The sequence below is a fragment of the Paramesorhizobium deserti genome, assembly GCF_001558695.1.
GTDB classification, from domain to species: Bacteria; Pseudomonadota; Alphaproteobacteria; order Rhizobiales; family Rhizobiaceae; genus Paramesorhizobium; species Paramesorhizobium deserti.
In genome coordinates, this window is the sequence record NZ_LNTU01000001.1 from 1 (window position 1) to 24646 (window position 24646).

A 24646-nucleotide genomic window follows, 5' to 3' on the forward strand; every position below is an offset into this window, starting at 1 on the left:
GGAAACCGAGCTCGGCACGCTGCGCACCTACACCGAGACCCGTTTCCAGTGGGACACGAACAACGGTGATAAGAATTATGACAGGACTAGCCCGGATGATTTTGCACTAGATGGCGCTTGGGCTCAGAACGACGACGTCACGCTGAACTTCGCCTACATCGAACTGGGCGGCCTGCGCATCGGTAAGGACGAAACCGCGTTCCGTACCTTCCTCGGCTATGCCGGCAACGTCATCAACGACGACGTGATCGAGCCGAACGGCTACGACACCACGCTCATCAGCTACACCTTCACCGGCGGAAACGGCTTCTCGGCCATCCTGTCGGCCGAACAGGGCGCCGGCTGGTACACCATCGACAGCTACACGCCGCACATCGTCGGCGGTCTGAAGTGGGCCCAGGGCTGGGGTTCGATCGGCGCAGTCGTCGGTTATGACGCCAACATGGAAGAGTGGGCGGCCAAGGTCCGTGCCGACTTCAACGTCACCGACGCCTTCTCCGTCTTCGTGATGGGCGCTTGGCAGTCCGAGGGTGACCTCGCTCACTTCCGCGAAAACTTCTACGCTTCGTGGGGTGGTGATTGGGCCGGCTGGGTCGGCGCGAGCTACAAGTTCACCGACAAGGCGACCGCCAACATCCAGGTCTCCTTCGATGATGCCGAGCAGCTTGCTGTTGCCGCCAACGTTGCCTACCAGCTCGTTCCGGGCTTCACGATCACGCCGGAAGTCCTGTACTACAAGGCTTCGGAAGATCTGTCCGGCGATGACGACGATGTCTGGGGCGGCATGATCCGCTTCCAGCGTTCGTTCTAATCGGATGATCGCTTAAAGCATAAGAACGCCAGCGGGTAACACCGCTGGCGTTTTTTGTTTTTGGAACTGCGTTCACGCCAGCGTGGGCGAATGTCTGACAGAACTGGTGGGGACCAGACGAAAGGATCGGTACTCAGGGATCGGGGGAAAATATCAGCTTGTGAGGGGGCAAGTCCATTTGTAACCAGACGATGGATGTGTCGATGCAAAAGATTAGCACCCTTACCTTGTATTTCTCCAATTATTTCACTAATGCTCGCCGCCGGGCTGAACAGGTGGGGGCATGATGGGTACCTTGGAAAACAGGACGGCGGAAAACGGCGAACTTTATACGCCGATTATCGGCTACAATCTCCAGTATACATCTTCGCAATGCGCCACCCACAGGCTCGTCAATCAGCATTCCCTCGCCGAATTGACCGGACGGTATATCAATGTTCTCTGGGATGACGGCTCTCACAAGTATAATGTGCGGTCGTTTCTCGGCGAAATAGACGAGATACTGAAGGGGGAGCGTTTCAGCGGCTTCAGCCAGGAAATGCTCGACCGGATCATCGGTACGCTTCGCGAACGCGGCAACAGCAATGCAACCATCAATAGAAAGATGGCGGCGCTGAGCAAGCTGCTGCGGAAGGCGTACAAGATGGGGGATATCTTCAACCTGCCGGAGTTCATCCGGCAGAAAGAGCGGGCGGGGCGAATCCGATTCCTCGAGCATGACGAGGAAAAGCGCCTTTTCGCGGCGGTCAAGAGCCGCTGCGAGGAAAGCTATCGGCTCTCCGTGTTCCTGGTCGATACCGGATGCCGCCTTGGCGAGGCGATCGGCCTCACCTGGAACGATATCCAGGATCATCGCGTCACCTTCTGGCTCACCAAATCCAACCGCAGCCGCACCGTGCCCTTGACCAAGCGGGCGCGCAAGGCGGTGGACATGCCGCATCAGAGGCTCAAAGGCCCCTTCTCGATGCTCAACCAGGTGCGCTACCGTGCGATCTGGAACGAGGCGAAGATCGAGGTGGGGCTTGGCGCGGACGATCAGGTGGTGCCGCACATCCTGCGCCACACCTGCGCCTCGCGCCTGGTGCGCGGCGGGATCGACATCAGACGCGTCCAGATGTGGCTTGGCCACCAAACCCTGCAGATGACCATGCGCTACGCCCATCTGGCGACCAACGATCTCGACTCCTGCGTCAAGGTGCTGGAGATCCGGTAGGACGTTCTGCCCGAAGCGGTATCGGATCTCTTCCGCTTTTCTGGATCACGGAGCGAATAATAGATGCGTCTTCTCTCCCTTGCCGTGGATCCTCGGGTCAAGCCCGAGGATGACGGGTTGGAGGGATGGAATTGCCAATGTCCCGCTCCGACGCCCGTCATTTAGCCTTTTCATTTTTGCAGTTGTCATCCTCGGGCTTAACCCGAGGATCCATGGCTGAGGGGCTGAAACGATCCTGTCGCCCGCTTCGCGATCCAGAAATCATAGAGGCAAACGGGATGGCCATAGCTGGTAACCAGGCTGTGCGGGAATCGACCGGCGAAACCTCATCAGCTCCCTGGCAAATTCAAGACAGCTGTCGAGCCGGTCAGCCACTTTCCTACCCTCCTCCGCTATGGCCATTGCCGGCTGATCTGTGATAGCCAAATGCACATCAATCCTGCCGAATTCCGGACCGCCCTTCCATGACCACGCCGCATTTCACGCCTCTCGTCGCAAGCCTCCCCTCCACCGTCCCCTTTGTCGGCCCCGAAACGCTGGAACGCAGGCGCGGCCGGCCCTTCTCGGCGCGGCTCGGCGCCAATGAGAGCGGTTTCGGCCCTGCACCTTCGGTGATCGCCGCCATGCGGGAGGCGGCGGGCGACGTCTGGAAATATGGCGATCCGGAGAATCACGATCTCAAGCAAGCGATCGCCGCTCATCTCGGCGTTTCGGCGCGTAATGTGAGCGCCGGCCCCGGCGTCGACTGCCTGCTGGGGCTGGTCGTGCGGCAGTATATCAATCCGGGCGATGCGGTGATCAACTCGCTCGGCGGCTATCCGACCTTCAACTATCACGTCGCCGGCTTCGGCGGACGCCTCGTCACAGTCCCCTATCGCGACGACAGGGGCGACCTCGGCGCGCTTCTCGACGCCGTGAAGCGCGAGAATGCGCCGCTCGTCTATCTCGCCAACCCGGACAATCCCATGGGAACATGGCTGGAGGCGGACGCGATCCAGTCCTTCATCGAGGCGCTGCCGGAAACCACCTTGTTCATCCTCGACGAGGCCTATGGCGAAACCGCGCCCGCCTCCGCCATTCCGCCACTCGACGTGGACCGTCCGAATGTTTTGAGAATGCGCACATTTTCAAAGGCTTACGGCCTTGCTGGGATGCGCTGCGGCTATGTGGTCGGCGCGAGCGAGCAGATCACCGCCTTCGACAAGATCCGCGACCATTTCGGCATCAGCCGCATGACCCAGGTCGCGGCGCTCGCCGCGCTTGCCGACCAGATCTATCTCCGCCAGGTGGTGGGCGAGATCGCCGCCGCGCGGCGGCGTATCGAAGAAATCGCGGCGGCAAACGGGCTCAGGACCATTCCCTCGGCCACCAATTTCATCGCCATCGATTGCGGGCGCGACGGCGCTTTCGCGCAGCGGGTCCTCGAAGGGCTGATCGAGCGTGACATCTTCGTGCGCAAGCCGGCGGCTCCGGTGCTCAACCGCTGCATCCGCGTCAGCGTCGGTCCGCGCGCCGAGCTCGACCTTTTCGAGGAAAGACTGCCGCTCGCGCTGGCGGCAGCAGATCAATCCGTCTGAAACACAGTGGTTCCCGTCCTAGAGTCTGTCGGAATTCAACTGAAACGCAGACAAGAGAAAGCGCATAATCCTGCCGTCATTCTCGGGACAAGCCCGAGAATCCACCATAAAGAGAGAGATAAGCGATCACCGTCCCTGACAGACTAAGCTGCGGTAGATTCTCGGGACAAGCCCGAGAATGACGGCCAGGGACGCTGTTTCAAGCCAGTTCTGATAAACTCTAGAGGAGTTCAAGACCACATGAGATCGATACGGCGTTTCAATCTTCCCGCGCCGTTGGCGTCGGCTATTCTGATGGCTGCGTCCGGCGGCGTGCTCGCCGCTGAGCCTATCAAGCCGAAGGTCATGGTGATCACCATGTTCGGCGCCGAGGCGAAGCCGTGGCTCGAAGGTGAAAAGGCCGATATCAAAATCCCCGTGCCGGGATTTGCGAAGGACTATCCCGATGTCGCCTGCAGCGCGGAAGGTCTTTGCGTACTGACAACCGCCATGGGCTACGCCAATGCCGCCAGCACGCTTTCGGCGCTGGTCCATAGCGATCTGTTCGATCTCAAGCAGACCTATTTCATCATTGCCGGCATCGCCGGGGTCGATCCGTCGAAGGGAACGCTGGGATCGGCCCACTGGGCGCGCTTCGCCATTGACGGCTCACTGCGCCACGAGATCGATCCCAGGCAGATACCGGAAGGCTGGAGCGACGGCGTGCTGGCGCTCGGCGCCAAGACGCCCGGAGAAAAGGCGCAATGGGGCGCGGGCACGGAAGTCTACCGCCTGAACGAGAGCCTATTGCAAAAGGCATTCGCGCTCAGCCAGGAGACGGAGCTCGCCGACAACGAGGATGCTGAGGCCTATCGCGCGCATTACACGCAGGAAGCGGCAAAGGAGAAGCCCGGCGTCAGCATCTGCGATACGCTCTCCTCCGACAGCTACTGGCATGGCGCGATGATCGCCGAAGGCATGGCCAGATGGGTCGCGCTGCTGACCGAAGGAGAAGGCAGCTACTGCACGACGCAGATGGAGGACAACGCCACATTGACGGCGCTGCGGCGCGGCGCCGATGCCGGGCTCGTCGATTTCGACCGCATCGCGCTGCTGCGCACCGCCTCCAATTTCGATCGCGAGGGCGGGGATCAGACGGCCGTCGAATCGCTGACCGCCAAATCCGGCGGCTTCGGCCCGTCGACCATCAACGCCTATCGCGTGGCATCGACGGTCGCCAAGGCGATCATCAGCGACTGGGACAAATGGGCGGGCGGCGTGCCGGCTGCCGAGGCCGCTAGCGCCAACTGAGCGGATAGGAGGGTTTGGGAATATGGCCGTGGAACTCTATCGTCCGTTTGTCATCGCCGGAGGCCTGAGCGGTGCCGCCGCGCTCGCCGCCTATGCGGCTTCAGCCCACAGCGGCAGCGCCAATCTCGGCACGGTAGCGCCGCTCCTGCTGGCTCACGCCCCTGCCCTGCTGGTGTTCGCAATGCTGGCGCCGGGCAGGATGGCGGCGAGGCTCGGCGGATGGATCACATTCCTCGGCCTCATCCTCTTCTGCGGCGATCTGGTGACGCGGGATATCGCCGGCACACGGCTCTTCCCCTATGCCGCGCCTTCGGGCGGTACGCTGATGATCCTGGGCTGGCTCGTCATCGCCTGCATGGGCATCATGAAGCAGAAGGTGTCGTCGTAGCCGCTGGAGCGCCACCTCTTTGGTAGAGGATTTGCATCGTTCTGGGCCGTTATCGCAGCGGCCATGCAGAGGAATGGATTCCGGTGACAAGCACTGGAATGACGGCAGTTTGAATGCTCGTCGATAATATCCCACGACCCGCCTGTACAACGGCTGCCGTTAGGGTGAAGTCATCCCACCTCGTCATTCCAGTGCTTCTCACTGGAATCCATGCCTCGACGGTGCCGCTGCCGCTCGGTGGAAAATAGTCGTTTCAACGGCTTGCGTCTGAATGCGAACCGCTCCCGCGCATAAGAAAAACGGGGCGCCGGCGCCCCGTTTTCTCCCGCAGCCGACGCCCTGATGCGGCGCGTCGCTGGAATTGCCCCCGGCTTAGGAAGTGCCCTTGAGCCTTGCATTGCAGAGGCTGTAATAGCCGCCGCCCTTCTGGATCCATTTCAGGCCGCCAAGAGCATTGTTGTTCTTGAGGGTATGATACTGATCGAGGCAGGTGTGCATGCGGGCCTTGCCCGGCGTCTGGTTGGAATATTGCGGGGAGACGGCCACCGGGAAAACCACGCCCTGCGGCGCCGTGATCGTCGGCGCGGCCGGCTCCTGCGCGCCATCGGTGCTCAGAGCCACGGGATCCGCACCCGGGCCGCACTCGGCCTTGCGGAAATCGTTCCACTTCATGCCGTTCAGCGCATCGGCCGATTTCGCCGCCTCATATTTCGTGCTGCATTCCTTCCGGCTCAGCCCCTTGCCGGACGCGGCGGCCGACTGGGTCGCAGGCGCGGCGGCCGGAGCGGTAGCGCCGGCTGCCGCGGCGTCGTCATCCGATCCGCATTCGCTCTTGCGGAAATCGTTCCACTTCATGCCGCCGAGCGTACCCGCGTCCTTGGCAGCCTTGTACTTCACACTGCATTCCTTCATCGACAGCGCATTGGCCGGCGATGAAACGGTCAGGGCGGCCGCACCAAGGATGACGGCAGCACCGGCCAGACTTGCGATGGATCGAATAAGCATCTCGTTTCTCCTTGTCGAGGTGCGGCGACAGTGCACCCCGCCTGTTTTTCTGTCAATTCTTGCGTGCACTCAAGGTAAAATTTCACTTCACAAATATAGAAGCGCGGTTACGGCGCGGTTTAACTTGTATTAGCACAATTGCGGGTTCCACCGCGGGGACTTGAACGCCGGACGGCTTCGATCCATTGTTCGGCAGCGATGCACGAGAAGCGTCGACGGGAGAGATGGGCGGCATGTTTGTGGCCTCGCCGGATGCATGCCTGTCCCCATACGGGGCGATAAGAGAAGGAAACCACTCGCTCTTTAGCCCCCGCTCATAAACAGGGAGGAATAGCATGTATGCGTCGGGCCTGAAATTCGGTCTGCCTGAGGAAATTGAGGCGCTACGCGATCAGGTGCAGCGTTTCGCCCGCGAACGGATCGCGCCGCTGGCCGCCGAGACGGACCGGAACAACGAATTCCCGATGCAACTATGGCGGGAGTTCGGCGCATTGGGGCTGCTCGGCATGACCGCCGATGCGGAATATGGCGGCTCCGGGCTCACCTATCTCGCCCATGTGGTGGCGATGGAGGAGATCTCGCGCGCCTCCGCCGCGATCGGCCTTTCCTATGGCGCGCATTCCAATCTCTGCATCAACCAGATCAACCGCTGGGGCAGCGAGGGGCAAAAGGCGAAATATCTGCCGGATCTCTGCTCCGGCGCGCATGTGGGGGCGCTCGCCATGTCTGAACCCGGCGCGGGCTCGGACGTCGTCTCGATGAAGCTCAACGCCGAGCGGCGCGGCGACCATTACGTGCTGACCGGCAACAAGATGTGGATCACCAACGGGCCCGATGCCGACACGCTGGTCGTCTATGCCAAGACGGATCCCGATGCCGGGCCGCGCGGCATCACCGCCTTCCTCGTCGAAAAGGGCATGAAGGGGTTCACCACCGCGCAGAAGCTCGACAAGCTCGGCATGCGCGGGTCGAACACCTGTGAGCTGGTGTTCCAGGATTGCGAAGTGCCGGCGGAGAACGTGCTGGGCAAGGAGGGCGAGGGCGTCAAGATCCTGATGTCGGGGCTCGACTATGAGCGCGTGGTGCTGGCTGGCGGCCCGCTCGGCATCATGGCCGCCTGCCTTGACGCCGTGGTGCCTTATGTCCACGAGCGCAAGCAGTTCGGCCAGGCGATCGGCGAGTTCCAGCTGATGCAGGGCAAGCTCGCCGACATCTATACCACCGCCAATGCCTGCCGCGCCTATGTCTATGCCGTGGCGGCGGCCTGCGACCGGGGCGAGACGACGCGCAAGGATGCGGCTGGCTGCATCCTCTATGCGGCGGAAAAGGCCACCTGGTGCGCGCTGGAGGCGATCCAGGCGCTGGGCGGCAACGGCTATATCAACGACTATCCGACGGGGCGCCTGTTGCGCGACGCCAAGCTCTACGAGATCGGCGCCGGCACCAGCGAGATCCGCCGGATGCTGATCGGACGGGAGATGATGGCAGAAACGGCATGATCTGGCATTCATACCGTTATTTGCCATTAAATGGCTGTTATGCCATCATGCCGTGCGATTGCCACAGGAGGCTGCGATGCCCGGTAAAAGAGGCTTTTCCGAAGAACCGCAGAGCTTTGAAGGTTCGCAGACGGGCCTCGCTTCTGTGGGGCTGACCAGATTGAAGATCGGCGATGGCGGCCGCCTCGTCATCCCGGCGGAAATGCGCGCGGCGATGATGGTGAAGCCTGGCGATACGGTGACGGCCGAGGTTGTCGATGGCGAGTTGCGCATCTACTCGCGGGCCGTCGTCCTTGCGCAGATTGCCGCCGAAGCGGCGAAGTTCAAGGCCGCGCATCCGGGTGTGAGCCTTGTCGACGAGTTGATCGCCGACCGGCGCGAGGAGGCGCGAAAGGAACTAGAAGAAGCCAACGCCTGGCGCAAGGCGCATGGCCTGCCACCGTTTGAGCCCGAATGAAGCCGGCGATCATCGACACATCAGTCGTCATGTGCGCGCTCCTGAATGAGCCCGGCATGGAAAAGGCAATCCATGTATCGGAGCGCGCCTATATGAGCAGCGTCAACGTTGCCGAGGTCGTCGCAAAATGCATCGAGCGAGGCATCTCTGATCAGAAAGCACTACTCTATCTCAGCAGCAGCAACATCTCGGTGGTCGATTTCGACCTGGACTGCGCGACGCTTGCGGGACGGCTTTGGAGAAACGCCAAGAAGGGCGTGCTTTCGCTTGGCGACCGCGCCTGCATCGCCACCGCCATACGCCATGGCGGCGTTGCGGTGACCGCCGACCGGGCCTGGACCACGCTCGACCTCGGCTGCAAGATCGAACTGATCCGCTAGGAACCGGTATGACCATCCTCAAATCCCAGATCTCCCCCTCCTCCGAAAGCTTTGTCACCAATGCGACGGCGATGCGCGCGCTGGTGGAGGAAATGCGCGCCAAGGCCGCCGAAATCGAACGCGGCGGTTCGGACGAGGCGCGCGAGCGGCATGTCTCCCGCGGCAAGCTGCTGCCGCGCGAGCGCCTCGCACGGCTTCTCGACCCCGGCTCGCCTTTCCTCGAGATCGGCCAGTTCGCCGCCTTCGGCATGTATGACGGCAATATCGCCTCCGCCGGGCTGATCGCCGGCATCGGCCGCGTCGAGGGGCTGGAGGTGATGATCGTCGTCAATGACGCGACGGTGAAGGGTGGCACCTATTATCCCCTCACCGTAAAGAAGCACCTGCGCGCGCAGGAGATCGCGCTGGAGAACCGCCTGCCCTGCATCTATCTGGTCGATTCGGGCGGCGCCAACCTGCCGAACCAGGACGAGGTCTTCCCCGACCGGGAGCATTTCGGCCGCATCTTCTATAACCAGGCCCATATGAGCGCGGCCGGCATCGCGCAGATCGCCGTCGTCATGGGCTCCTGCACGGCGGGCGGCGCCTATGTGCCGGCGATGTCCGATGAAACCATCATGGTGCGCGGCCAGGCGACGATCTTTCTCGGCGGGCCGCCGCTGGTCAAGGCCGCGACGGGCGAGGACGTGACGGCGGAGGATCTGGGCGGGGCGGAGCTGCATACCCGCCAGTCGGGCGTGGCCGACCATTATGCGCTCGACGACGAGCATGCGCTTGTTCTCGCCCGGCGGATCGTGAAAAACCTGAATCGGAAGAAACGGATAGGGCTCGATCTTCGCAAACCGATTCCACCACTTTATGCGGCCGATGAGCTCTACGGCATCGTGCCGATTGATTTGAGGCAGCCCTATGACGTGCGTGAGCTGCTGGCGCGCGTGGTGGACGGCTCGGAGTTCGACGAATTCAAGAAGAATTACGGCACGACGCTGGTGACCGGCTTTGCCCATCTCCATGGCATGCCCGTCGGCATTCTCGCCAATAATGGCGTGCTTTTCTCCGAAAGCGCGCTCAAAGGCGCGCATTTCATCGAGCTGTGCTGCCAGCGCGGCATTCCGCTGGTCTTCCTGCAGAACATCACCGGCTTCATGGTGGGCCGCGCCTATGAGGCGGGCGGCATCGCCAAGGACGGCGCCAAGCTGGTGACGGCGGTGGCGACGGCGGGCGTGCCGAAAGTCACCATGATCGTCGGCGGCTCCTTCGGCGCGGGCAATTACGGCATGTGCGGCCGCGCCTTCTCGCCGCGCTTCCTCTGGATGTGGCCGAACGCCCGCATCTCGGTGATGGGCGGCGAACAGGCGGCGACCGTGCTCGCCATGGTCAAGCGCGAGGGCATCGAGCGCCGCGGCGGCGAATGGTCAACCGTCGAGGAAGCCGAATTCCGCGCGCCCATCCTCGAAAAATACGAGCGCGAAGGCCACCCCCTCTATTCCTCCGCCCGCCTCTGGGACGACGGCATCATCGACCCGGCGAGGACGCGCGACGTGCTGGGCCTGAGCCTAAGCGCGGCGCTCAACGCGCCGGTGGCGGAGACGTGGTTCGGCGTGTTCAGGATGTGACCGCCTTAAGAAAATTTTCCTAAACTTATCCTCATCAGTTCAGGCTCGCTCACACTTCCCGCGACGCAACCAGCGTGGCGGGAAGGAAGACGGAAGATTCAGCCGGATCATCCGCTTCCGCAACGAGCGGGAATTGCGGGATTATCTCGGGCCTGCCGGCCCAGGCCGCGAATGGCACCATATCGTGGAGAAAAGGCTCGCGGATAAAGGCATCTTTCCGCCGGAGCAAATTCACAGCACCGACAACATCATCAACTTGCCTGTCCAGGTGCACCGGCGCATCAGCGCGAGAATGAGCAGAATTGAGCCTGACTCCGGAGGGCGTATTCTGCGTTCGAAAATTGAGGAACCGTCTTTTGAAGAGCAGTACAATCACGGATTGAAGCTTGTCAGGGAAGCCTATGAGGAATTGGGTTATGATTTCAACACGATCCAATAGAACGCTGGAACAATGGACCGAAGAGTTTGTCCGCAGGCTGCAAAAGCAGACACAGGCAGATCGCGCGGAGAACATTCCCGCATACAACAGACTGCACAAGAAAATCGTTGAAGCGCTCACAGCAATCGAGAATGCTGGATCGCCGGGGCGTGAGGTTTTGGAAGAACTGATGGAACATGAAATGCCGCAGGTCAGACTATGGGCGGCCGGACGCGTCATCCAATGGAATCCGGACCGCGCCATCCCCGTTCTGGGGCGTCTGCTTATCGAAAAGCTACCGGAGGAAAGTGCGCCGGTTGAACGCATGTCCATTCGGGGAACCGCCAGTTCTCACTTGGAGAAGTTTTTCGGTATCACAAACTTCGACCGCAACGAGTTGATCGAACCGCTGAAGGCCTATGGCATCGACGTGCCAAGACAAACCGAACGGCCATGGTTCTGAGGCTCCGACCAAGCAGAAGGAGGGAAGCCATGTCCGCCAAAACCCGCATGAGCGCCGTGACTGGCGACATCACCGGCATCAGGGCCGAAGCGATCGTCAATGCCGCCAACCGCTCGCTGTTGGGCGGCGGGGGCGTGGACGGGGCGATCCACCGCGCGGCGGGGCCGGAACTTCTGGAGGAATGTCGCGGGCTCGGCGGATGCGAGACGGGTGACGCGAAGATCACCGGCGCCTACCGCCTCCCCGCCCGTCATGTCATCCATGCCGTCGGCCCGGTCTGGCAGGGCGGCGGAAAGGGCGAAGCGGAACGCCTCGCCTCCTGCTACCGCCGCGCGCTGGAACTCGCCCGCGACCACCACTGCCGCACCATCGCCTTCCCCGCCATCTCCACCGGCATCTATGGCTACCCCAAGGACGAGGCCGCCCGGATTGCCATGCAAACGGTGGCAGCGTTTCTGGAGGGGAATGAACTGCCGGAGAAGGTTATTTTTGTCGGGTTCGATGAGGCGACGACGAGGGGGTATGAGAGAGGAATTGGAGAGCGGCTAAATCTCTATGCTGGCCATATCTTCACAGCCAGATGAGCGAGCTTTTCCTGCCAATCATCGATTTCTTCCGGTCCCCACGAAGTGTACGCACCTACGCCTTCAGTTAGACGAAGTTGACTTTGTTGATACGCAGCCCTTTTTTCGGCGAAGCTCCTATTGCCAAGCTTAACGTTGTCCGTAGGCTGCAAAAGGACCATATTCCCTAATCTCTTCCTGAACTGCTGAGCAGTCTGTTCAGGAATAGGCCAGTCGCCTGACTCCCTTTGTGGCATTACATGCTCAAGGTTATACGTGAAGCTGTCGTCAATTGTGCCTCCCAAATCGGCAGACGGGTTGGCCTCCATGTGCAGTTCGAGTGCGCGGAGATAATATCGGGCCAGAGTCGCCTTTGTAACTCTTGCTTTCGAGAAAGCTTGCATAAACTCAGCGTCGGTGCGAAGGACTCCAGCTCTAACATTTTCACGCAATTGCGTCGCCTTCGTAATAGTTCCTTCAGTCACCTGCTTTGAAAGCTGGCCATATGCGCGATCAAGTGGTCCGCCACCGCCCGAGCCTGCTACGAGGAAGCGAACCGACCAAGATAGAAACATCCTCATAGCGCGTTTGAGGCTCTCTGGTGGGAAATGCTTGATTACTGCGAGAAGCAGAGGTTGGATTTGCTCAATCGTCAAAATGCGCGTAATGATGAATATATAGGCTCGTGTCTCTTTATCAATGCTTGGCCATCCGGAATACTCCAATGGTGTAAGTAGACCTGCATAATCAGTCGCCAATTCGTCTAGATTGGAGACGATGTTAATTGCCTGTTGTCTGCCTTTGACTTCCTCTTTGACAAACGCCGCAAGCTGCCGCTCTGCAGTGTAGCCATGTGTGAGAGTCCAATGATGGCGAAGGTATGTAATAAGCAAGTCTTCGTCGCCAACCATCTCAATGGTGGCGACCATCGAAGCCCACTTGTGTTGCATTTCGGGGAGGCTAGCGGCGGCCCGACCAAAAAAGAAATTCTTTAGAATATCTGTTTGCGACGCTCTCAGCCCGCGATCATTGAGCGTCTCGAACATCGTGTACGCGTTGATTGTATCTGGAACGCGGATTACAATAACCATCGCAGACTCACGAATAAATTTAATCCATTTGTATAATTCCTTTGCCTTTGCTTCTGGTTTTGTGAATTGAGCGACTATTTTTTCAACATGTTTCCGGGCTAGCGCAGCCGCATCGTATAGCCGTTGATGCGATGGAGCTTCCGGTCTATTTTTGCGCGCTGGTTATCTTGTGTTGAGGAAAGTATATTATTAACGAAGAATAAATTATCTTCGTAGTTCAGTTGTAGGCGCGGAGTATCTTCTCCAGTATTTTCATCGTAAATAAGGAGATAGTCAGAAGTGTATTTTAAGGCTGCTTTCTTTTCTGCTGAACCTAGTGTTTCTAGGTAGTCTCTGATAGCTGCTATTAGAATTGAGGTGGTGGCGAGACGCTGTTGCCCATCCGCAACCTCAAGACGATCTCCTGTCCCTTGCGTTAGGACAAGAGTGCCTAAGAAATACGGTTGCTCGCCAACTTGGATCGCAGTTGAAAGGTCCTCAAACAACGTTTCAACATGCGATCCTTCCCATGCGTAGGACCGTTGGTTTGAAGGCACCATCAATAAGTGCTGGTTCAGGGTAGCGCCTAATCCAACATCATGAGCGTTTATACCTAATCCCTTAGAGGTCACGTCAATCTTCCAGCCTATTGAAATACCATTTACCGCCCTTCTATGGACAGCGCTCAACGTCGTGCGTCTAGCCTCTTTTCAATCAAAAAGGGAAAAACGCGCCACCTAATTCCGCTACGTCTTGAAGGCTTACTTTTCTTCGGCTGTGTCCGCACCTCGATACTTCGATTTTCATGCGGTGCCCCCTTCAAATTCGTTGCTGTCATGTAGTCAAGCTATAGGAATAAATGCAACTCCTTTATCGTATCACTCAGGTAAAAGAAGCGGCTTGTGGCGTATTAAATCCGCTTTATTCGCCATTCACCAGCGCCAGTATCAGCTGGTGCACATTCCCCCCGTCGCTCATTTCCACCTTGTCGAAATCGCGGCTTTTGCGGCGCTGTTCCTCCGAGAGTGCGGCGAGGCGGGTGGTGAGTTCCTGCCTTATCTTTTGGCATTTGGGGTCGTCGGCGACGGTCAGGCCGATGGAGATGGCCTCGATCTTCCTGACCATGTCGAGGATCATCTCGCCATGCACCCGCTCATGCGCGGTGATGCCTTTGATGAATGTGTCCCAGAGCTTCTGGGTGGCGGGCGGCAGCGGGGTTGAGGGTTTGGGGAGCTTGTGGATGATGATCAGGTGCGGGACGGCCTTTGCCAGCCGGCAGCCGCCGTTTTCCGGCACATATCTGCGCGACCATTTCAGATCGAAGGTGGTGTAGGCGATGGTGCGGCCGAGGCTTACCTTCGGGCCGTTCTCGCCGATCGATTCATAGAGCGCGATGCCGGTCTTGCCCGTGATGGCGTAATTCACGATCTTTTCGGTCGGCTTCCATTGCGCCCATGCCGGCGGCGCGGAGCCAACCGCCAGCACCATCCCCAATATCCACGAAACCCGCGTCATCCGCCGCATTCCTTTTTGCGCGGCGACGCTAGTGGAAATGATCCGCCCGTTCAACCTGCCAGTTCTTTGTCAGTTGCTCTGTCAGGAGGGCTTCTGCCCGGTTTGTCAGGAGTGATGAGTTGGGCGCATTCTCAGTGTAACATCGCCGGACCATAACGATTGCGCATGCAATACCGATCAACCCAAGCAAAAGGGAAACGCGAAATGCCCAAGCAATCGAATTTCATCTGGTACGAATTGATGACATCAGACCTCGCCGGCGCGGAGGAATTCTACAAATCCGTGATCGGCTGGAACACCGAGCGCTGGCCGGGCGAGATGCCCTATGTCATCGCCAAATCGGGCGAGACCGGCGTCGCCGGGCTGATGGACATTCCCGAAGAGGCGAAGGCCATGGGCGCGCGGCCGATGTGGCTCGCCTATATCCATGCCGATGACGTGGACGCAGCGACTGAAAGCGTGCGGCAGGCGGGCGGCAAGGTCTATCGCGAGCCGGCCGATATCCCGGAAGTCGGCCGCTTCTCGGTCGTCACCGACCCGCAGGGGGCGACGTTCATGCTGATGACGCCCAATATGGAAGGCCAGCCGCCGCTGCCCGAGGGCACGCCGGGAACGGTGGGCTGGAACGAGCTCTATGCCGGCGACGGGCCGAGCGCCTTCGAATTCTATTCCGGCCAGTTCGGCTGGACGAAGGATCAGGCGATGGATATGGGCGAGATGGGCATCTACCAGATCTTCGCCATCGACGGCAAAATGTGCGGCGCGGTGATGACCAAGCCGGAGACCGTGCCCGCCCCCATGTGGCAGTTCTATTTCAACGTCGACGGGCTCGATGCGGCGCTGGCAAGGGTGAAGGAGAAGAACGGCAAAATGGTGCTGGAGCCGATGCAGGTGCCCGGCGGCTCCTGGATCGCCGGCTGCCTGGACCCGCAGGGCGCGCTGTTCTCGCTGGTCTCGATGGAGAGATAGGGAGTAAGGGAATAGGGGAATAGGAAGCAGATTGCCCGACATACTCACTTACTCCCCTACTCCCTTCCTGATAAAGCGAGGCCGGATGAAACGTGTGATGATCATCGGCGGCGCGGGCTCGGGCAAATCGACGCTGGCGCGGCAGATCGGCGAGAAGACCGGCCTGCCCGTCATCCATATCGATCCCATGTACTGGAAAGCCGGCTGGGTGCAGCGCCCGCGGGAGGAAACGGCGGGGCTGGCGCTTCAAGCGGCGCAAGGAGAGGAATGGGTGTTCGAGGGCAACAATACGGCGACCATGCCGGCACGGCTTGCGCGTGCCGATACGCTGATCTTTCTCGACATCGGCACAATGCGCCGGCTCTGGCGCATTCTCCTGAGGATATGGCATCATTACGGCCAGACGCGCCCCGACATGGCGGAAGGCTGCCCGGAGCGTTTCGACTGGGCCTTCATCAAATGGGTCGCCGGCTACAGGCGGGGCGGGCGGATCGGGGCGCTCCGGATCATCGGCTCGGCCCCGCCGCACCTGAAGGTGGTGCATCTGCGCAGCCCGGCCGAGGTGGGGCGTTTTCTCGAAAGCATTCCGGAAAGGCGGAAGAAATCCTAGATTGGTTATTGTTTGACGGAATCGCTAGGCGCCCCCCTCTGGCCTGCCGACATTTCGACTGCAGTGAAAGACTTTAGGAGCGGTTAGCATGTTCTCCAGAATCCTCATCGCCAATCGCGGCGAAATCGCCGTCCGCATCATCCGCACGGCCAGGCGGCTGGGGATCGGCACCGTCGCCGTCTATTCCGATGCGGACGCGGATGCGCTGCATGTGGCGATGGCCGACGAGGCGGTGCATATCGGCCCGCCAGCCGCGGCCGAGAGCTATTTGAAGGCATCGCGCATCATCAGGGCCGCGCAGGAAACGGGGGTGGAGGCGATCCATCCGGGCTATGGTTTCCTCTCCGAGAACCCGGATTTCGTCGAGGCGGTGGAGCGCGCCGGCCTCGTCTTCATCGGCCCGTCGGCGGCGTCGATCCGCGCCATGGGTCTGAAGGATGCGGCCAAGCGGCTGATGGAGAAGGCCGGCGTGCCCGTCGTCCCCGGCTATCATGGCGAGGCGCAGGATCTGGTGGTGCTCGCCACCAAGGCGCGCGAGATCGGCTACCCCGTGCTGATCAAGGCCAGGGCCGGCGGCGGCGGCAAGGGCATGCGCCGGGTCGATCATCCGGACGATTTCGCCGAGGCGCTGGCCGCCGCGCGGCGCGAGGCGAAAAGCGCCTTCGGCGACGATCATGTGCTGGTGGAGAAATATATCGCCCGCCCCCGGCATATCGAGGTGCAGGTGTTTGGCGATGCGCATGGCAATGTTGTGCATCTCTTCGAGCGCGACTGTTCCTTGCAGCGCCGGCACCAGAAGGTGATCGAGGAGGCCCCTGCCCCCGGGATGACGGACGCCATGCGCGCGGCCATGACGCAAGCCGCGGTGAAGGCGGCGAAGGCCATTGCCTATCGCGGCGCGGGCACGGTGGAGTTCATCGCCGATGTGTCGGATGGGCTGAAGCCAGACGCGTTCTGGTTCATGGAGATGAATACGCGGCTGCAGGTCGAGCATCCCGTGACGGAGATGGTCACGGGGCTCGATCTGGTCGAATGGCAGTTGCGCGTGGCGTCGGGAGAGCCGTTGCCGTTGAAGCAGGCCGATATCGCGCTTTCCGGCCATGCCTTCGAGGCGCGGCTTTATGCGGAGGACCCGGCGCGAGGCTTCCTGCCCGCCATCGGCACGCTCGATCATCTGCATTTTGCAGAGACGGCGGCAGACGGCGCCACGCTGCGCATCGATGCCGGCGTGCGCGAGGGCGATGCGATCGCGCCGTTCTACGATCCGATGATCGCCAAGATCATCGTCCACGGCAAGGACCGCGGCACCGCCCTTTCAGCGCTGGGCGCGGCCTTGCGCGAGACGGAGATCGCAGGCTCGGTGACCAATGCCGCCTTCCTCGCCCGGCTGACGGCGCATGAGGGCTTTGCAGCGGGCGATGTCGATACCGGGCTGATCGAGCGGGATCTGGATGCGCTCACCACGCCGGCCGAGATGCCGCGCGGCGCCAGGGAATTGGCGGCGCTTGTGGCGAGCGGGCTGATCGACCGCGCCGCATCCGACGATCCCTGGGGCGCCCTTGCCGGCTACAGCCATTTCAACGCGCCGGCCTATCCGATGAGCCTCGGCCCGGCCGGGGAAACGGAGCGTTTTGCCATCGCGATCGACGGGCCGGAGCGGTTCACATTATCGGCGGGCGACAGTTCGGTTGCGCTGCGGCTGCGGCGCGACGGGCGCAACCTTCTCCTGACCGGGTCAGGCATCTTCTTGCAAGCCACGGCGGCGCGCACGGCCGACGGCGTCACCATCTTCGCCGGCGGGACATCCCGTCATTTCCCGGTCCCGAACCCGCTGGAAAATGCCGAGAGCGAGGCCCTGCCCGGCGAAAGGCTGACGGCGCCAATGCCGGGGCTGGTCAAGCAGGTCCGGGTCTCGCCCGGCGACATGGTGAAGAAGGGGCAGCCGCTCCTCGTTCTGGAGGCCATGAAGATGGAGCACATGATCGCCGCGCCACATGACGGCATGGTCGAAGAGATCCTGGCCGAGGGCGAGCAGGTGCGCGAGGGCACGACGCTGGTGCGCTTCGCCGAGGAGGAGACCGTCGGGGCATAAACAGAACGGCCGCGCCGGTGTTATTTTCACCGGTCGCGGCACATGCGAAAACCCTGTTATTTTTCGCCGTTCCTGTTCTTGAATTCGCGATTTTTCCGATCCGTTTTCCGGATTTTGAAGAAAAATCGCACCCTTTCGGGGTTGTCAGTGCGTCGTCATCCAGTCGCGAGCGGCGCGCAATGCGCTGGCAAGCTCCGTCTTGCTCATGGTGGCGGCAAGCTCGCTGCGCATCGTCGCGGCGCGGTCATTGCCCTTGATGGCAGCGATGTTGAACCATTTATGGGCCGTGACGACGTCGACGTCGCAGTCGCGTCCGGTGGCGTACATCATGCCCATTTCGAAAAGGATATCGGCTTGGGCCGATGCGCCCATGGTGCCTTGTTCCGTTCCATGCAATTCATATCGTGCCATTGCTCAACTCCTAAATCCCTGTTGCTGGAAGCCCCGGTATTTATTGGCTTATTTCACGCCGTCCCGGTGTTCTTCCGATGCTTTCGAGATTGCCAGAAAGGCTTGAAACGCCCGTTAAGCCCCATGATTAATGGCCGCCAAACAAAATCCGAACGGGAGGTAAACTTCGGATTCCGTTAAACATCGCAATCCCGGTTTTGCGGGCTTTTGAAGAAAATTTGCATAAAATTGCCATGGTCGAAATCAACCCGATGCTAACCAAGGATTCGGTTGGCCTCGCGGGATCCTGTTCATCCTCTCCCTCGCAACGGGCGATTTCAGTGGCCCGGACTTCGAAAAAATCTTATTTGCCAGCCGCCGAGACGGCTTCCGTTCGCGCCGGGTTTCATTTACTTTTACGTCCGCGTAAGGGGTGCTTGCGGCAGGAGGAGACGCTGCCGGGCTTTTTGCCCCGTGATCGGGAGGAATGAGATGATCCGCAAAATGATGTTCGCAGCCGCCGCATTGACGCTCGCCGTCGGCCCCGCGCTTGCCCAGGAGCCGATCGTCGGCTCGTGGAAGCGCCCCAACGGCACCATCATCAAATATGAGCCCTGCGGCTCCGGTACCTTTTGCGGGACGGTGATGACGGGCGAATATAAGGGCAAGTCGATCGGCTCGATGTCCGGCACCGGCGGCGCCTACAAGGGCAAGGTCAACAAGCTCGACGAGGGCAAGACCTATACGGGCAAGGCCAGCGTCAATGGCAACACCCTGTCGCTCTCGGGATGCGTCATGGGCGGCCTCATCTGCAAGAGCGAGAGCCTGGCGCGGCAGTAAAGCCGTGGTAACACCGCTACGGAGATCGCGTTGTGCGTGATGGCGCGATAGAGGGTGATCGCAAAAACAGAATCAGGGCTTCAGGGCCGTTGCCCAGGCAGCGGCCCTGATCACTTCTTTCAGCGCGCCTTCTGCCCGAAGAGGATCTTCTGGGCTTCCTTGTCATTGGCGAGATTTGATTTCTCGCGCTCTTCCTTGCCCAGTTCCAGGCCGCGCTTGACGGCAGGGCGTGCAGTGACCGTCTCGAACCAGCGCTTCAGATTAGGGAAATCCTCCAGCTTCTGGTCATAGTTCTTGTAGGCGCTGACCCAGCCTACGCAGGCGATATCGGCGATGGAATATTCATCGGCCAGATAATCACGGCCCTCCAGGCGGCGGTTCATCACGCCGTAGAGGCGATTGACCTCATTGGTGTAGCGCTCGATGCCGTACTGGATCTTCTCCGGCGCATAGAGGCGGAAATGGCCTGCCTGACCGGACATCGGCCCGAGCCCGCCCATCTGCCACATCAGCCATTCCTCGGTTGCGACGCGCTTGCGCTCGTCGGCGGGATAGAACTTGCCGAACTTGCGCCCGAGATATTGCAGGATGGCGCCGGATTCGAACACCGAGATCGGCTCGCCGCCGGGCCCTTCCGGATCGATAATGGCGGGCATGCGGTTGTTCGGCGCGATCTTCAGGAAGTCCGGCTTGAACTGGTCGCCCTTGCCGATATTGACGTATTTGACCTCATAGGGAACGTCCAGCTCCTCCAGCATGATGCTGATCTTCCAGCCATTGGGCGTTGGCCAGTAATAGAGCTCGATCGGCTTTGTCTGCGTGGTCATGAGAATCTCCTGAAGATGAAGGGAGGACTGCTGTGAATCCGACATAACAGATACGGACGATCACCGGTACCGCAAGGGAGGTGGATTAATCTCACGTCAACGTGTTTGAACGGCAGATGAACGGCGCTCTCAGCATGCATTCAGCCGGGTTCTGATAGCTGTTGGACCATCGAACGAGGATCGTCCCATGCTTCTGCGCCGCTTCACCATTGTCAGCCTCTTTCTGATGGGCATTGCGATCCTGACGGGCAGCATCATCCACGAAGTCCGCAAGGCCAATGCGCAAAAACCCCTTTTCAATGTTTCGGAGGTCGCGCCCGCCGGCACAGGCAATGATTTGAGGATCGGCCAATGACCAACATGTTCGCAGCCACCGCCATCTTGCTTCGCATGGCGCTCTTCACCGCCGTCGTCATCGGCCCAATCGGCCTCTTCACCGCCGTCCAGTCCGTCAAGGCACCCGGGATCAACGGCGTGGGCCTCGTGCTCTTCGTCAGCCTGCAGCGGGTCGGATAAGCTTTTGTGACGCGGCTCCCTGCCCCCTCCCAAGGCGGCAAAGTCTTCCATATAATGGGCCATGGAAAATCGAATCGGCCATCTGCATCATTCCGGCATCCACACGCCGCCCCACCAGGAACCCGAGCAATTCACCGATGCCCGCGCGGCGGTGGACGCGCTGCGCGCACTCTACGACCGCAACACCGCGTTCCTGCGCAATGCATTCGAGAAGGTTGCCCGCAAGGAGATCGAGGCGGAGCGTTTCCGCGCCTATTATCCCGAGCTGCGCATCTCGACATCGAGCTTCGCCCATGTCGACAGCCGTCTTGCCTTCGGCCATGTCTCGAGCCCCGGCGAATATTCGACGACGGTCACCCGTCCCGATCTCTTCGACAATTATCTCAGCGAGCAGATCAGGCTCCTGATCCGCAATCACGGCGTGCCGGTCACGGTGCAGGAATCGCTCGTGCCGATCCCCATCCATTTCGCCTTTCTCGAGGGAACCTATATCGACGCGTCGGTGGCGGACGCCTTTTCGAGGCCCTTGCGTGATCTCTTCGATGTGCCTGATCTGACGGCGACGGACGACCGCATCGTCAATGGCGATTACGAGCTCGCCCCCGGCGAGGCCATGCCGCTTTCGCCCTTCACTGGCCAGCGCGTCGACTATTCGCTGCACCGGCTGTCGCACTATACGGCGACGAGCCCGGCGCAGTTCCAGAACTTCGTCCTCTTCACCAACTACCAGTTCTATATCGACGAGTTCTGCGCCTATGCGCGCGAACTGATGGCGCAGGGCGGCGGCGGATATGAGAAATTCGTCGAGCCCGGCAATCTCGTCACCCTCGCCGGGGACGATGCGCCGTCGATAGGCATTCCGCTGCAGCGCCTGCCGCAGATGCCCGCCTATCATCTGGCGCGGCCCGACAAATCGGGCATCACCATGGTCAATATCGGCGTCGGCCCCTCCAACGCCAAGACGATCACCGACCATATCGCCGTGCTTCGGCCCCATGCCTGGCTGATGCTTGGCCATTGCGCGGGCCTGCGCAACAGCCAGGCGCTGGGCGACTATGTGCTGGCGCATGCCTATGTGCGCGAGGACCATGTGCTCGACGACGATCTGCCGGTCTGGGTGCCGGTGCCGGCGCTCGCCGAAGTGCAGGTGGCGCTGGAAGAGGCGGTGGAGGAGATCACCGGCCTTGAAGGCTACGATTTGAAGCGGATCATGCGCACCGGCACGGTCGCCACCATCGACAACCGCAATTGGGAACTGCGCGACCAGCGCGGGCCGGTGCAGCGCCTTTCGCAATCACGCGCCGTGGCGCTCGATATGGAATCGGCAACCATCGCGGCCAACGGGTTCCGCTTCCGCGTACCCTACGGTACGCTGCTCTGCGTTTCCGACAAGCCGCTGCATGGCGAGCTGAAACTGCCGGGGATGGCGACCGAGTTCTACAAGCGCCAGGTCGCGCAGCATCTGCGCATCGGCGTCCGCGCGCTGGAGAAGCTGCGGGCCATGCCGCCGGAACGGCTGCATTCGCGCAAGCTCAGAAGCTTTTTCGAGACGGCATTCCAATAAGGCCGGGGCCACTTGCCCCTTATCGACTTCCAGCTCGCTGGAAGGTCGCGTCATAAAGGCCCGGGATCGAATAACGACCCCGCACCAGAGCGCCCGGCTTCTCTTCTCGCGTCAGACAACGGTGCTCATCGGCTGCAGTACAAACAAGAGTAGAAAAATATCCATAACATACTTCCAGACACCCAATTATGGTTGAATTATACTTCCGAAAAACTTACGAATAAAAATTCTTCAGTGCGAGTTCTCCTTCCATCCAAAGACCAGAGGACAGCGTCATGGAATCTGCCATTCCTCCGCACCTTCGTTGCCCCCGCACGCTTTCGCGCCGTATCGCAGATGACTATCAGCCGCCATTTCCGATGTGGGTTGCCCGTGCCAGCGAAGATCTCCGCCAGGTCGTGATGGCTTATCTGGGCGTGCAGTTCCAGGGAGAGGAAAAGCGGGATCGCGCCCTTGCGGGTCTGCGCCGCATCGTGGCGGATTTTGCGCTCGAGGATGGGCCGGACCATCATGACCTGACCGAACACCGGGATGCGCAGGGATATGGCAATCTGATCGCGCTCGCCTACTGGCGTGATCCTTCAGCCCACCGGCGCTGGCTTTCCTCACCGGCGGTGTCCGACTGGTGGACGTCGCAGGATAGGCTCGAGGACGGCATCGGCTATTTCCGTGAAATCGTGGCTCCATGCGTCGACCAGTTCGAGACGCTCTATGCATTCACGAACGATTTTCCAGGCGTCGGCTCGATCATGAACGGTGCAAGCGATGCCATCCAGGAGCATGGCTATTGGGGTTCGATGCGGGATCGCTTCCCGCTGTCGCAAACCGACCGGATGCAGCCGAAGGGCCGGCTCAGGATCGTGGCGGGCGATCCGCATGAAGGCGGCCGTGTCCTCGTGGAAGGCCACGACGCCCTTGCGCTGATCCGCTCAGGCCAGGATTGGGCGGATACGGATGGCGAGGAGCGGCACCTCTATCTCGAGGAGATCGAGCCGACATTGCGGTCAGGCATGGACTTCCTGCGTGACCATGGCCATGACATCGGCTGCTACAGCAACCGCTACGTCCGCTATATCGATCTCGACGGCAATCCGATCGAAAAGAGCTACAATATCGGCCATTGGCGATCACTGGATCTTCTGGAGCGCTGGGCGGAGTCGCATCCGACCCATTTGAGAATCTTCGTCACGTTCTTCCGGGTCGCGGCCAAGCTGTCCAAGCTTCGGCTATACCACGAGGTATCCGTGTTCGACGCCGGCCATCAGACATATGAATATGTGAACTGCCACCCGCAAACCGGCATGATGCGCGATGCGGTGACCGCGCCTGCCGGATAGAGATTTGCGTTGACGAGATATACGCCCATGGCCGACAGTGCTTTCGGGCGGCGGCACCGTCATTGATCTCACCGCCATCATAAACGCCAAATGGTTCTTAAACAGATCTTGGTCATGACCGGGCCGCAATCGCATCCTTACTGCGTGACATGACCGACAGGAAGAAACCATCCCCTTTCGCCTGGCTGCTTCTGGCAGCGGCGCTTCTGCTTTCCCTGCCGCTGGTGCTGGGTTTTCTCAGCCATCTCCATCCGGCCCTAGACAGCTTCGCCCATCTGCGGGCCCATTTGGCGGTCTCGATGGGCCTCTTGGCCCTGCCCCTGCTCTTCACCGCCCTGTGGCGGGAGGCGGCGATGATCCTGCTTCTCGCCCTGACGGCCTTTGCAACGACGCTCAGCGCGATGCAGGGGCTGCTGACGGGTGCTACGAGCGTCCGGGCGGCGAGCGACGGCCAATCGCTTTACAGCCTCCTGCAGCTCAATCTGCGCTACAACAACCGGGAATCGGCCGAGGTGCTGCGGCTGATCGCGCGCGAGAAGCCCGATATCATCACCCTGCAGGAAGTATCGACGGAGTGGGAACCGAAGCTGAAAATGCTGGAGGCGAGCTATCCCCACCGTCAGCGTTGCGGGGAAGGCCCCTTCGCATGGAGCGTGGATATTCTCTCGCGCCGCCCCTTCGCCGAGGGCAGCCAGTCGGGATGCGTCGGCAACGGGGTGATGGCGTTCGCGCGCTTCGATTTCGGCGGCGCGCCCGTTTCCGTCGTCGCGCTGCACCTTTCATGGCCCTGGCCGTTCAGTCAGCCGAGGCAGATCGATTTCGTGCTGCCGCACCTGGCACGGCTGGACGCGCCCCTGCTGATCGCGGGCGATTTCAACGCCGTTCCCTGGAGCAATGCCATGCGGCGGATCGAGGCGGCTTCCGGCACGCATCATGTGTCGGGGATAGGGCCGAGCTGGCTGCATTGGGCGCTGCCCGCCGATGTCATACGCTATGCCGGCCTGCCCATCGACCAGGTGCTGGCGAGCGACGGCATCGATATCGCCCGGATTGCAACGCTCGGGCCCGTCGGCTCCGACCATCTGCCGGTGCGGCTCGACTTCTCCGTCCCGCCACCGCCGCGAGCGCCTGAAGGTATGCAGACGGTGATGAATTGAGGGGTTTGGCGTCACCAACCAAGTTGGGCGCGCTTCTTCTCACCCCCCTCTGGCTGCCGGCCAGAGGGGGGGTGCTATT

The 24646-nt window shown here is 60.7% G+C and carries 27 protein-coding genes; 21 read left to right on the plus strand and 6 right to left on the minus strand.

Annotated features, from left to right (window positions below):
- The 5 genes from ATN84_RS00005 to ATN84_RS00025 all read left to right on the plus strand — a co-directional run.
- Window positions 1–811 (plus strand): porin (locus tag ATN84_RS00005; RefSeq protein WP_068879504.1); only part of this gene is annotated, 811 nt, incomplete at its 5' end.
- Between the two features lie 286 nt (window positions 812–1097).
- On the plus strand, window positions 1098–2024 hold the full coding sequence (locus ATN84_RS00010; RefSeq protein ID WP_068880786.1) for a tyrosine-type recombinase/integrase: 927 nt from the start codon (window positions 1098–1100) through the stop codon (window positions 2022–2024).
- Between the two features lie 464 nt (window positions 2025–2488).
- Window positions 2489–3601, plus strand: coding sequence for a pyridoxal phosphate-dependent aminotransferase (locus ATN84_RS00015; protein WP_068879505.1), 1113 nt, complete (start codon window positions 2489–2491; stop codon window positions 3599–3601).
- Between the two features lie 294 nt (window positions 3602–3895).
- Window positions 3896–4891 carry a purine-nucleoside phosphorylase gene (locus ATN84_RS00020; RefSeq protein WP_425287370.1) on the plus strand — a complete coding sequence of 332 codons (996 nt, stop codon included), beginning with the start codon at window positions 3896–3898 and terminating at the stop codon, window positions 4889–4891.
- A 22-nt stretch (window positions 4892–4913) separates the two neighbouring features.
- On the plus strand, window positions 4914–5279 hold the full coding sequence (locus ATN84_RS00025; protein WP_068879507.1) for a DUF423 domain-containing protein: 366 nt from the start codon (window positions 4914–4916) through the stop codon (window positions 5277–5279).
- Window positions 5280–5651: 372 nt separating this feature from the next.
- Here the strand turns inward: ATN84_RS00025 and ATN84_RS00030 are convergent, their stop codons facing one another.
- Window positions 5652–6284, minus strand: coding sequence for an antifreeze protein (locus ATN84_RS00030; protein WP_068879508.1), 633 nt, complete (start codon window positions 6282–6284; stop codon window positions 5652–5654).
- 350 nt (window positions 6285–6634) lie between these two features.
- Here ATN84_RS00030 and ATN84_RS00035 point away from each other — a divergent pair, with 350 nt between their 5' ends.
- The 7 genes from ATN84_RS00035 (at window position 6635) to ATN84_RS00065 (ending at window position 11701) form a co-directional block, all read left to right on the plus strand.
- Window positions 6635–7783 (plus strand): isovaleryl-CoA dehydrogenase, encoded by a 1149-nt coding sequence (locus ATN84_RS00035; RefSeq protein WP_483140686.1) that lies wholly within the window; start codon window positions 6635–6637, stop codon window positions 7781–7783.
- A gap of 76 nt (window positions 7784–7859) precedes the next feature.
- Window positions 7860–8240 (plus strand): AbrB/MazE/SpoVT family DNA-binding domain-containing protein, encoded by a 381-nt coding sequence (locus ATN84_RS00040; RefSeq protein ID WP_244490955.1) that lies wholly within the window; start codon window positions 7860–7862, stop codon window positions 8238–8240.
- A complete protein-coding gene (locus ATN84_RS00045; RefSeq protein ID WP_068879510.1) occupies window positions 8237–8620 on the plus strand; it encodes a type II toxin-antitoxin system VapC family toxin in 384 nt (127 codons plus the stop codon). Before ATN84_RS00040 ends, ATN84_RS00045 begins: the two co-directional genes overlap by 4 nt.
- An 8-nt stretch (window positions 8621–8628) precedes the next feature.
- Entirely contained in the window at window positions 8629–10236 is a 1608-nt protein-coding gene (locus ATN84_RS00050) for a carboxyl transferase domain-containing protein (protein WP_068879511.1), read from the plus strand.
- Window positions 10237–10369: 133 nt separating this feature from the next.
- Complete coding sequence (locus ATN84_RS26550) at window positions 10370–10675, plus strand: hypothetical protein (RefSeq protein ID WP_153020052.1); 306 nt, start codon at window positions 10370–10372, stop codon at window positions 10673–10675.
- Window positions 10653–11117: a DUF2019 domain-containing protein gene (locus ATN84_RS00060; RefSeq protein WP_068879513.1), complete on the plus strand. Its 465-nt coding sequence runs from the start codon at window positions 10653–10655 to the stop codon at window positions 11115–11117. Before ATN84_RS26550 ends, ATN84_RS00060 begins: the two co-directional genes overlap by 23 nt.
- A gap of 29 nt (window positions 11118–11146) precedes the next feature.
- Window positions 11147–11701: an O-acetyl-ADP-ribose deacetylase gene (locus ATN84_RS00065; RefSeq protein ID WP_068879514.1), complete on the plus strand. Its 555-nt coding sequence runs from the start codon at window positions 11147–11149 to the stop codon at window positions 11699–11701.
- On the opposite strand, the gene ATN84_RS00070 is transcribed toward ATN84_RS00065, so the two are convergent.
- The 3 genes from ATN84_RS00070 to ATN84_RS00080 form a co-directional block, all read right to left on the minus strand.
- Entirely contained in the window at window positions 11671–12771 is a 1101-nt protein-coding gene (locus ATN84_RS00070) for an HNH endonuclease family protein (RefSeq protein ID WP_068879515.1), read from the minus strand. The two genes, ATN84_RS00065 and ATN84_RS00070, sit on opposite strands and share 31 nt — an antisense overlap.
- Before the next feature lie 98 nt (window positions 12772–12869).
- Window positions 12870–13382: a DUF262 domain-containing protein gene (locus ATN84_RS00075; RefSeq protein WP_068879516.1), complete on the minus strand. Its 513-nt coding sequence runs from the start codon at window positions 13380–13382 to the stop codon at window positions 12870–12872.
- Between the two features lie 289 nt (window positions 13383–13671).
- Window positions 13672–14265 carry a DUF922 domain-containing Zn-dependent protease gene (locus ATN84_RS00080; RefSeq protein WP_082766114.1) on the minus strand — a complete coding sequence of 198 codons (594 nt, stop codon included), beginning with the start codon at window positions 14263–14265 and terminating at the stop codon, window positions 13672–13674.
- Between the two features lie 204 nt (window positions 14266–14469).
- Here ATN84_RS00080 and ATN84_RS00085 point away from each other — a divergent pair, with 204 nt between their 5' ends.
- From ATN84_RS00085 to ATN84_RS00095, 3 genes are all read left to right on the plus strand, one after another.
- Window positions 14470–15234 (plus strand): VOC family protein, encoded by a 765-nt coding sequence (locus ATN84_RS00085; protein WP_068879518.1) that lies wholly within the window; start codon window positions 14470–14472, stop codon window positions 15232–15234.
- Window positions 15235–15319: 85 nt separating this feature from the next.
- Window positions 15320–15844, plus strand: coding sequence for a P-loop NTPase family protein (locus ATN84_RS00090; protein WP_068879519.1), 525 nt, complete (start codon window positions 15320–15322; stop codon window positions 15842–15844).
- An 88-nt stretch (window positions 15845–15932) separates the two neighbouring features.
- A complete protein-coding gene (locus tag ATN84_RS00095; protein ID WP_068879520.1) occupies window positions 15933–17936 on the plus strand; it encodes an acetyl/propionyl/methylcrotonyl-CoA carboxylase subunit alpha in 2004 nt (667 codons plus the stop codon).
- 144 nt (window positions 17937–18080) lie between these two features.
- Here ATN84_RS00095 and ATN84_RS00100 read toward each other — a convergent pair whose 3' ends face one another.
- Window positions 18081–18347, minus strand: coding sequence for an SEL1-like repeat protein (locus ATN84_RS00100; RefSeq protein WP_068879521.1), 267 nt, complete (start codon window positions 18345–18347; stop codon window positions 18081–18083).
- A 471-nt stretch (window positions 18348–18818) separates the two neighbouring features.
- Here ATN84_RS00100 and ATN84_RS00105 point away from each other — a divergent pair, with 471 nt between their 5' ends.
- The gene (locus ATN84_RS00105; RefSeq protein WP_068879522.1) at window positions 18819–19166 is read left to right on the plus strand and encodes a DUF2147 domain-containing protein; all 348 of its coding nucleotides are present in this window, start codon (window positions 18819–18821) and stop codon (window positions 19164–19166) included.
- 119 nt (window positions 19167–19285) lie between these two features.
- Here ATN84_RS00105 and ATN84_RS00110 read toward each other — a convergent pair whose 3' ends face one another.
- The gene (locus ATN84_RS00110) at window positions 19286–19993 is read right to left on the minus strand and encodes a glutathione S-transferase family protein (protein ID WP_068879523.1); all 708 of its coding nucleotides are present in this window, start codon (window positions 19991–19993) and stop codon (window positions 19286–19288) included.
- Between the two features lie 187 nt (window positions 19994–20180).
- Between ATN84_RS00110 and ATN84_RS27190 the strand changes: the two genes are divergently transcribed.
- The 5 genes from ATN84_RS27190 (at window position 20181) to ATN84_RS00125 (ending at window position 24567) form a co-directional block, all read left to right on the plus strand.
- Window positions 20181–20348: a hypothetical protein gene (locus ATN84_RS27190; RefSeq protein WP_161939543.1), complete on the plus strand. Its 168-nt coding sequence runs from the start codon at window positions 20181–20183 to the stop codon at window positions 20346–20348.
- Window positions 20345–20509 (plus strand): hypothetical protein, encoded by a 165-nt coding sequence (locus tag ATN84_RS27385; protein ID WP_201026297.1) that lies wholly within the window; start codon window positions 20345–20347, stop codon window positions 20507–20509. Before ATN84_RS27190 ends, ATN84_RS27385 begins: the two co-directional genes overlap by 4 nt.
- A gap of 61 nt (window positions 20510–20570) precedes the next feature.
- Window positions 20571–22073, plus strand: coding sequence for an AMP nucleosidase (locus tag ATN84_RS00115; RefSeq protein ID WP_068879524.1), 1503 nt, complete (start codon window positions 20571–20573; stop codon window positions 22071–22073).
- A gap of 275 nt (window positions 22074–22348) precedes the next feature.
- Window positions 22349–23410, plus strand: a complete 1062-nt coding sequence (oxdA, locus tag ATN84_RS00120) for an aliphatic aldoxime dehydratase (RefSeq protein WP_068879525.1) — start codon at window positions 22349–22351, stop codon at window positions 23408–23410.
- Between the two features lie 149 nt (window positions 23411–23559).
- Entirely contained in the window at window positions 23560–24567 is a 1008-nt protein-coding gene (locus ATN84_RS00125) for an endonuclease/exonuclease/phosphatase family protein (protein WP_068879526.1), read from the plus strand.
- Window positions 24568–24646: the final 79 nt, after the last annotated feature.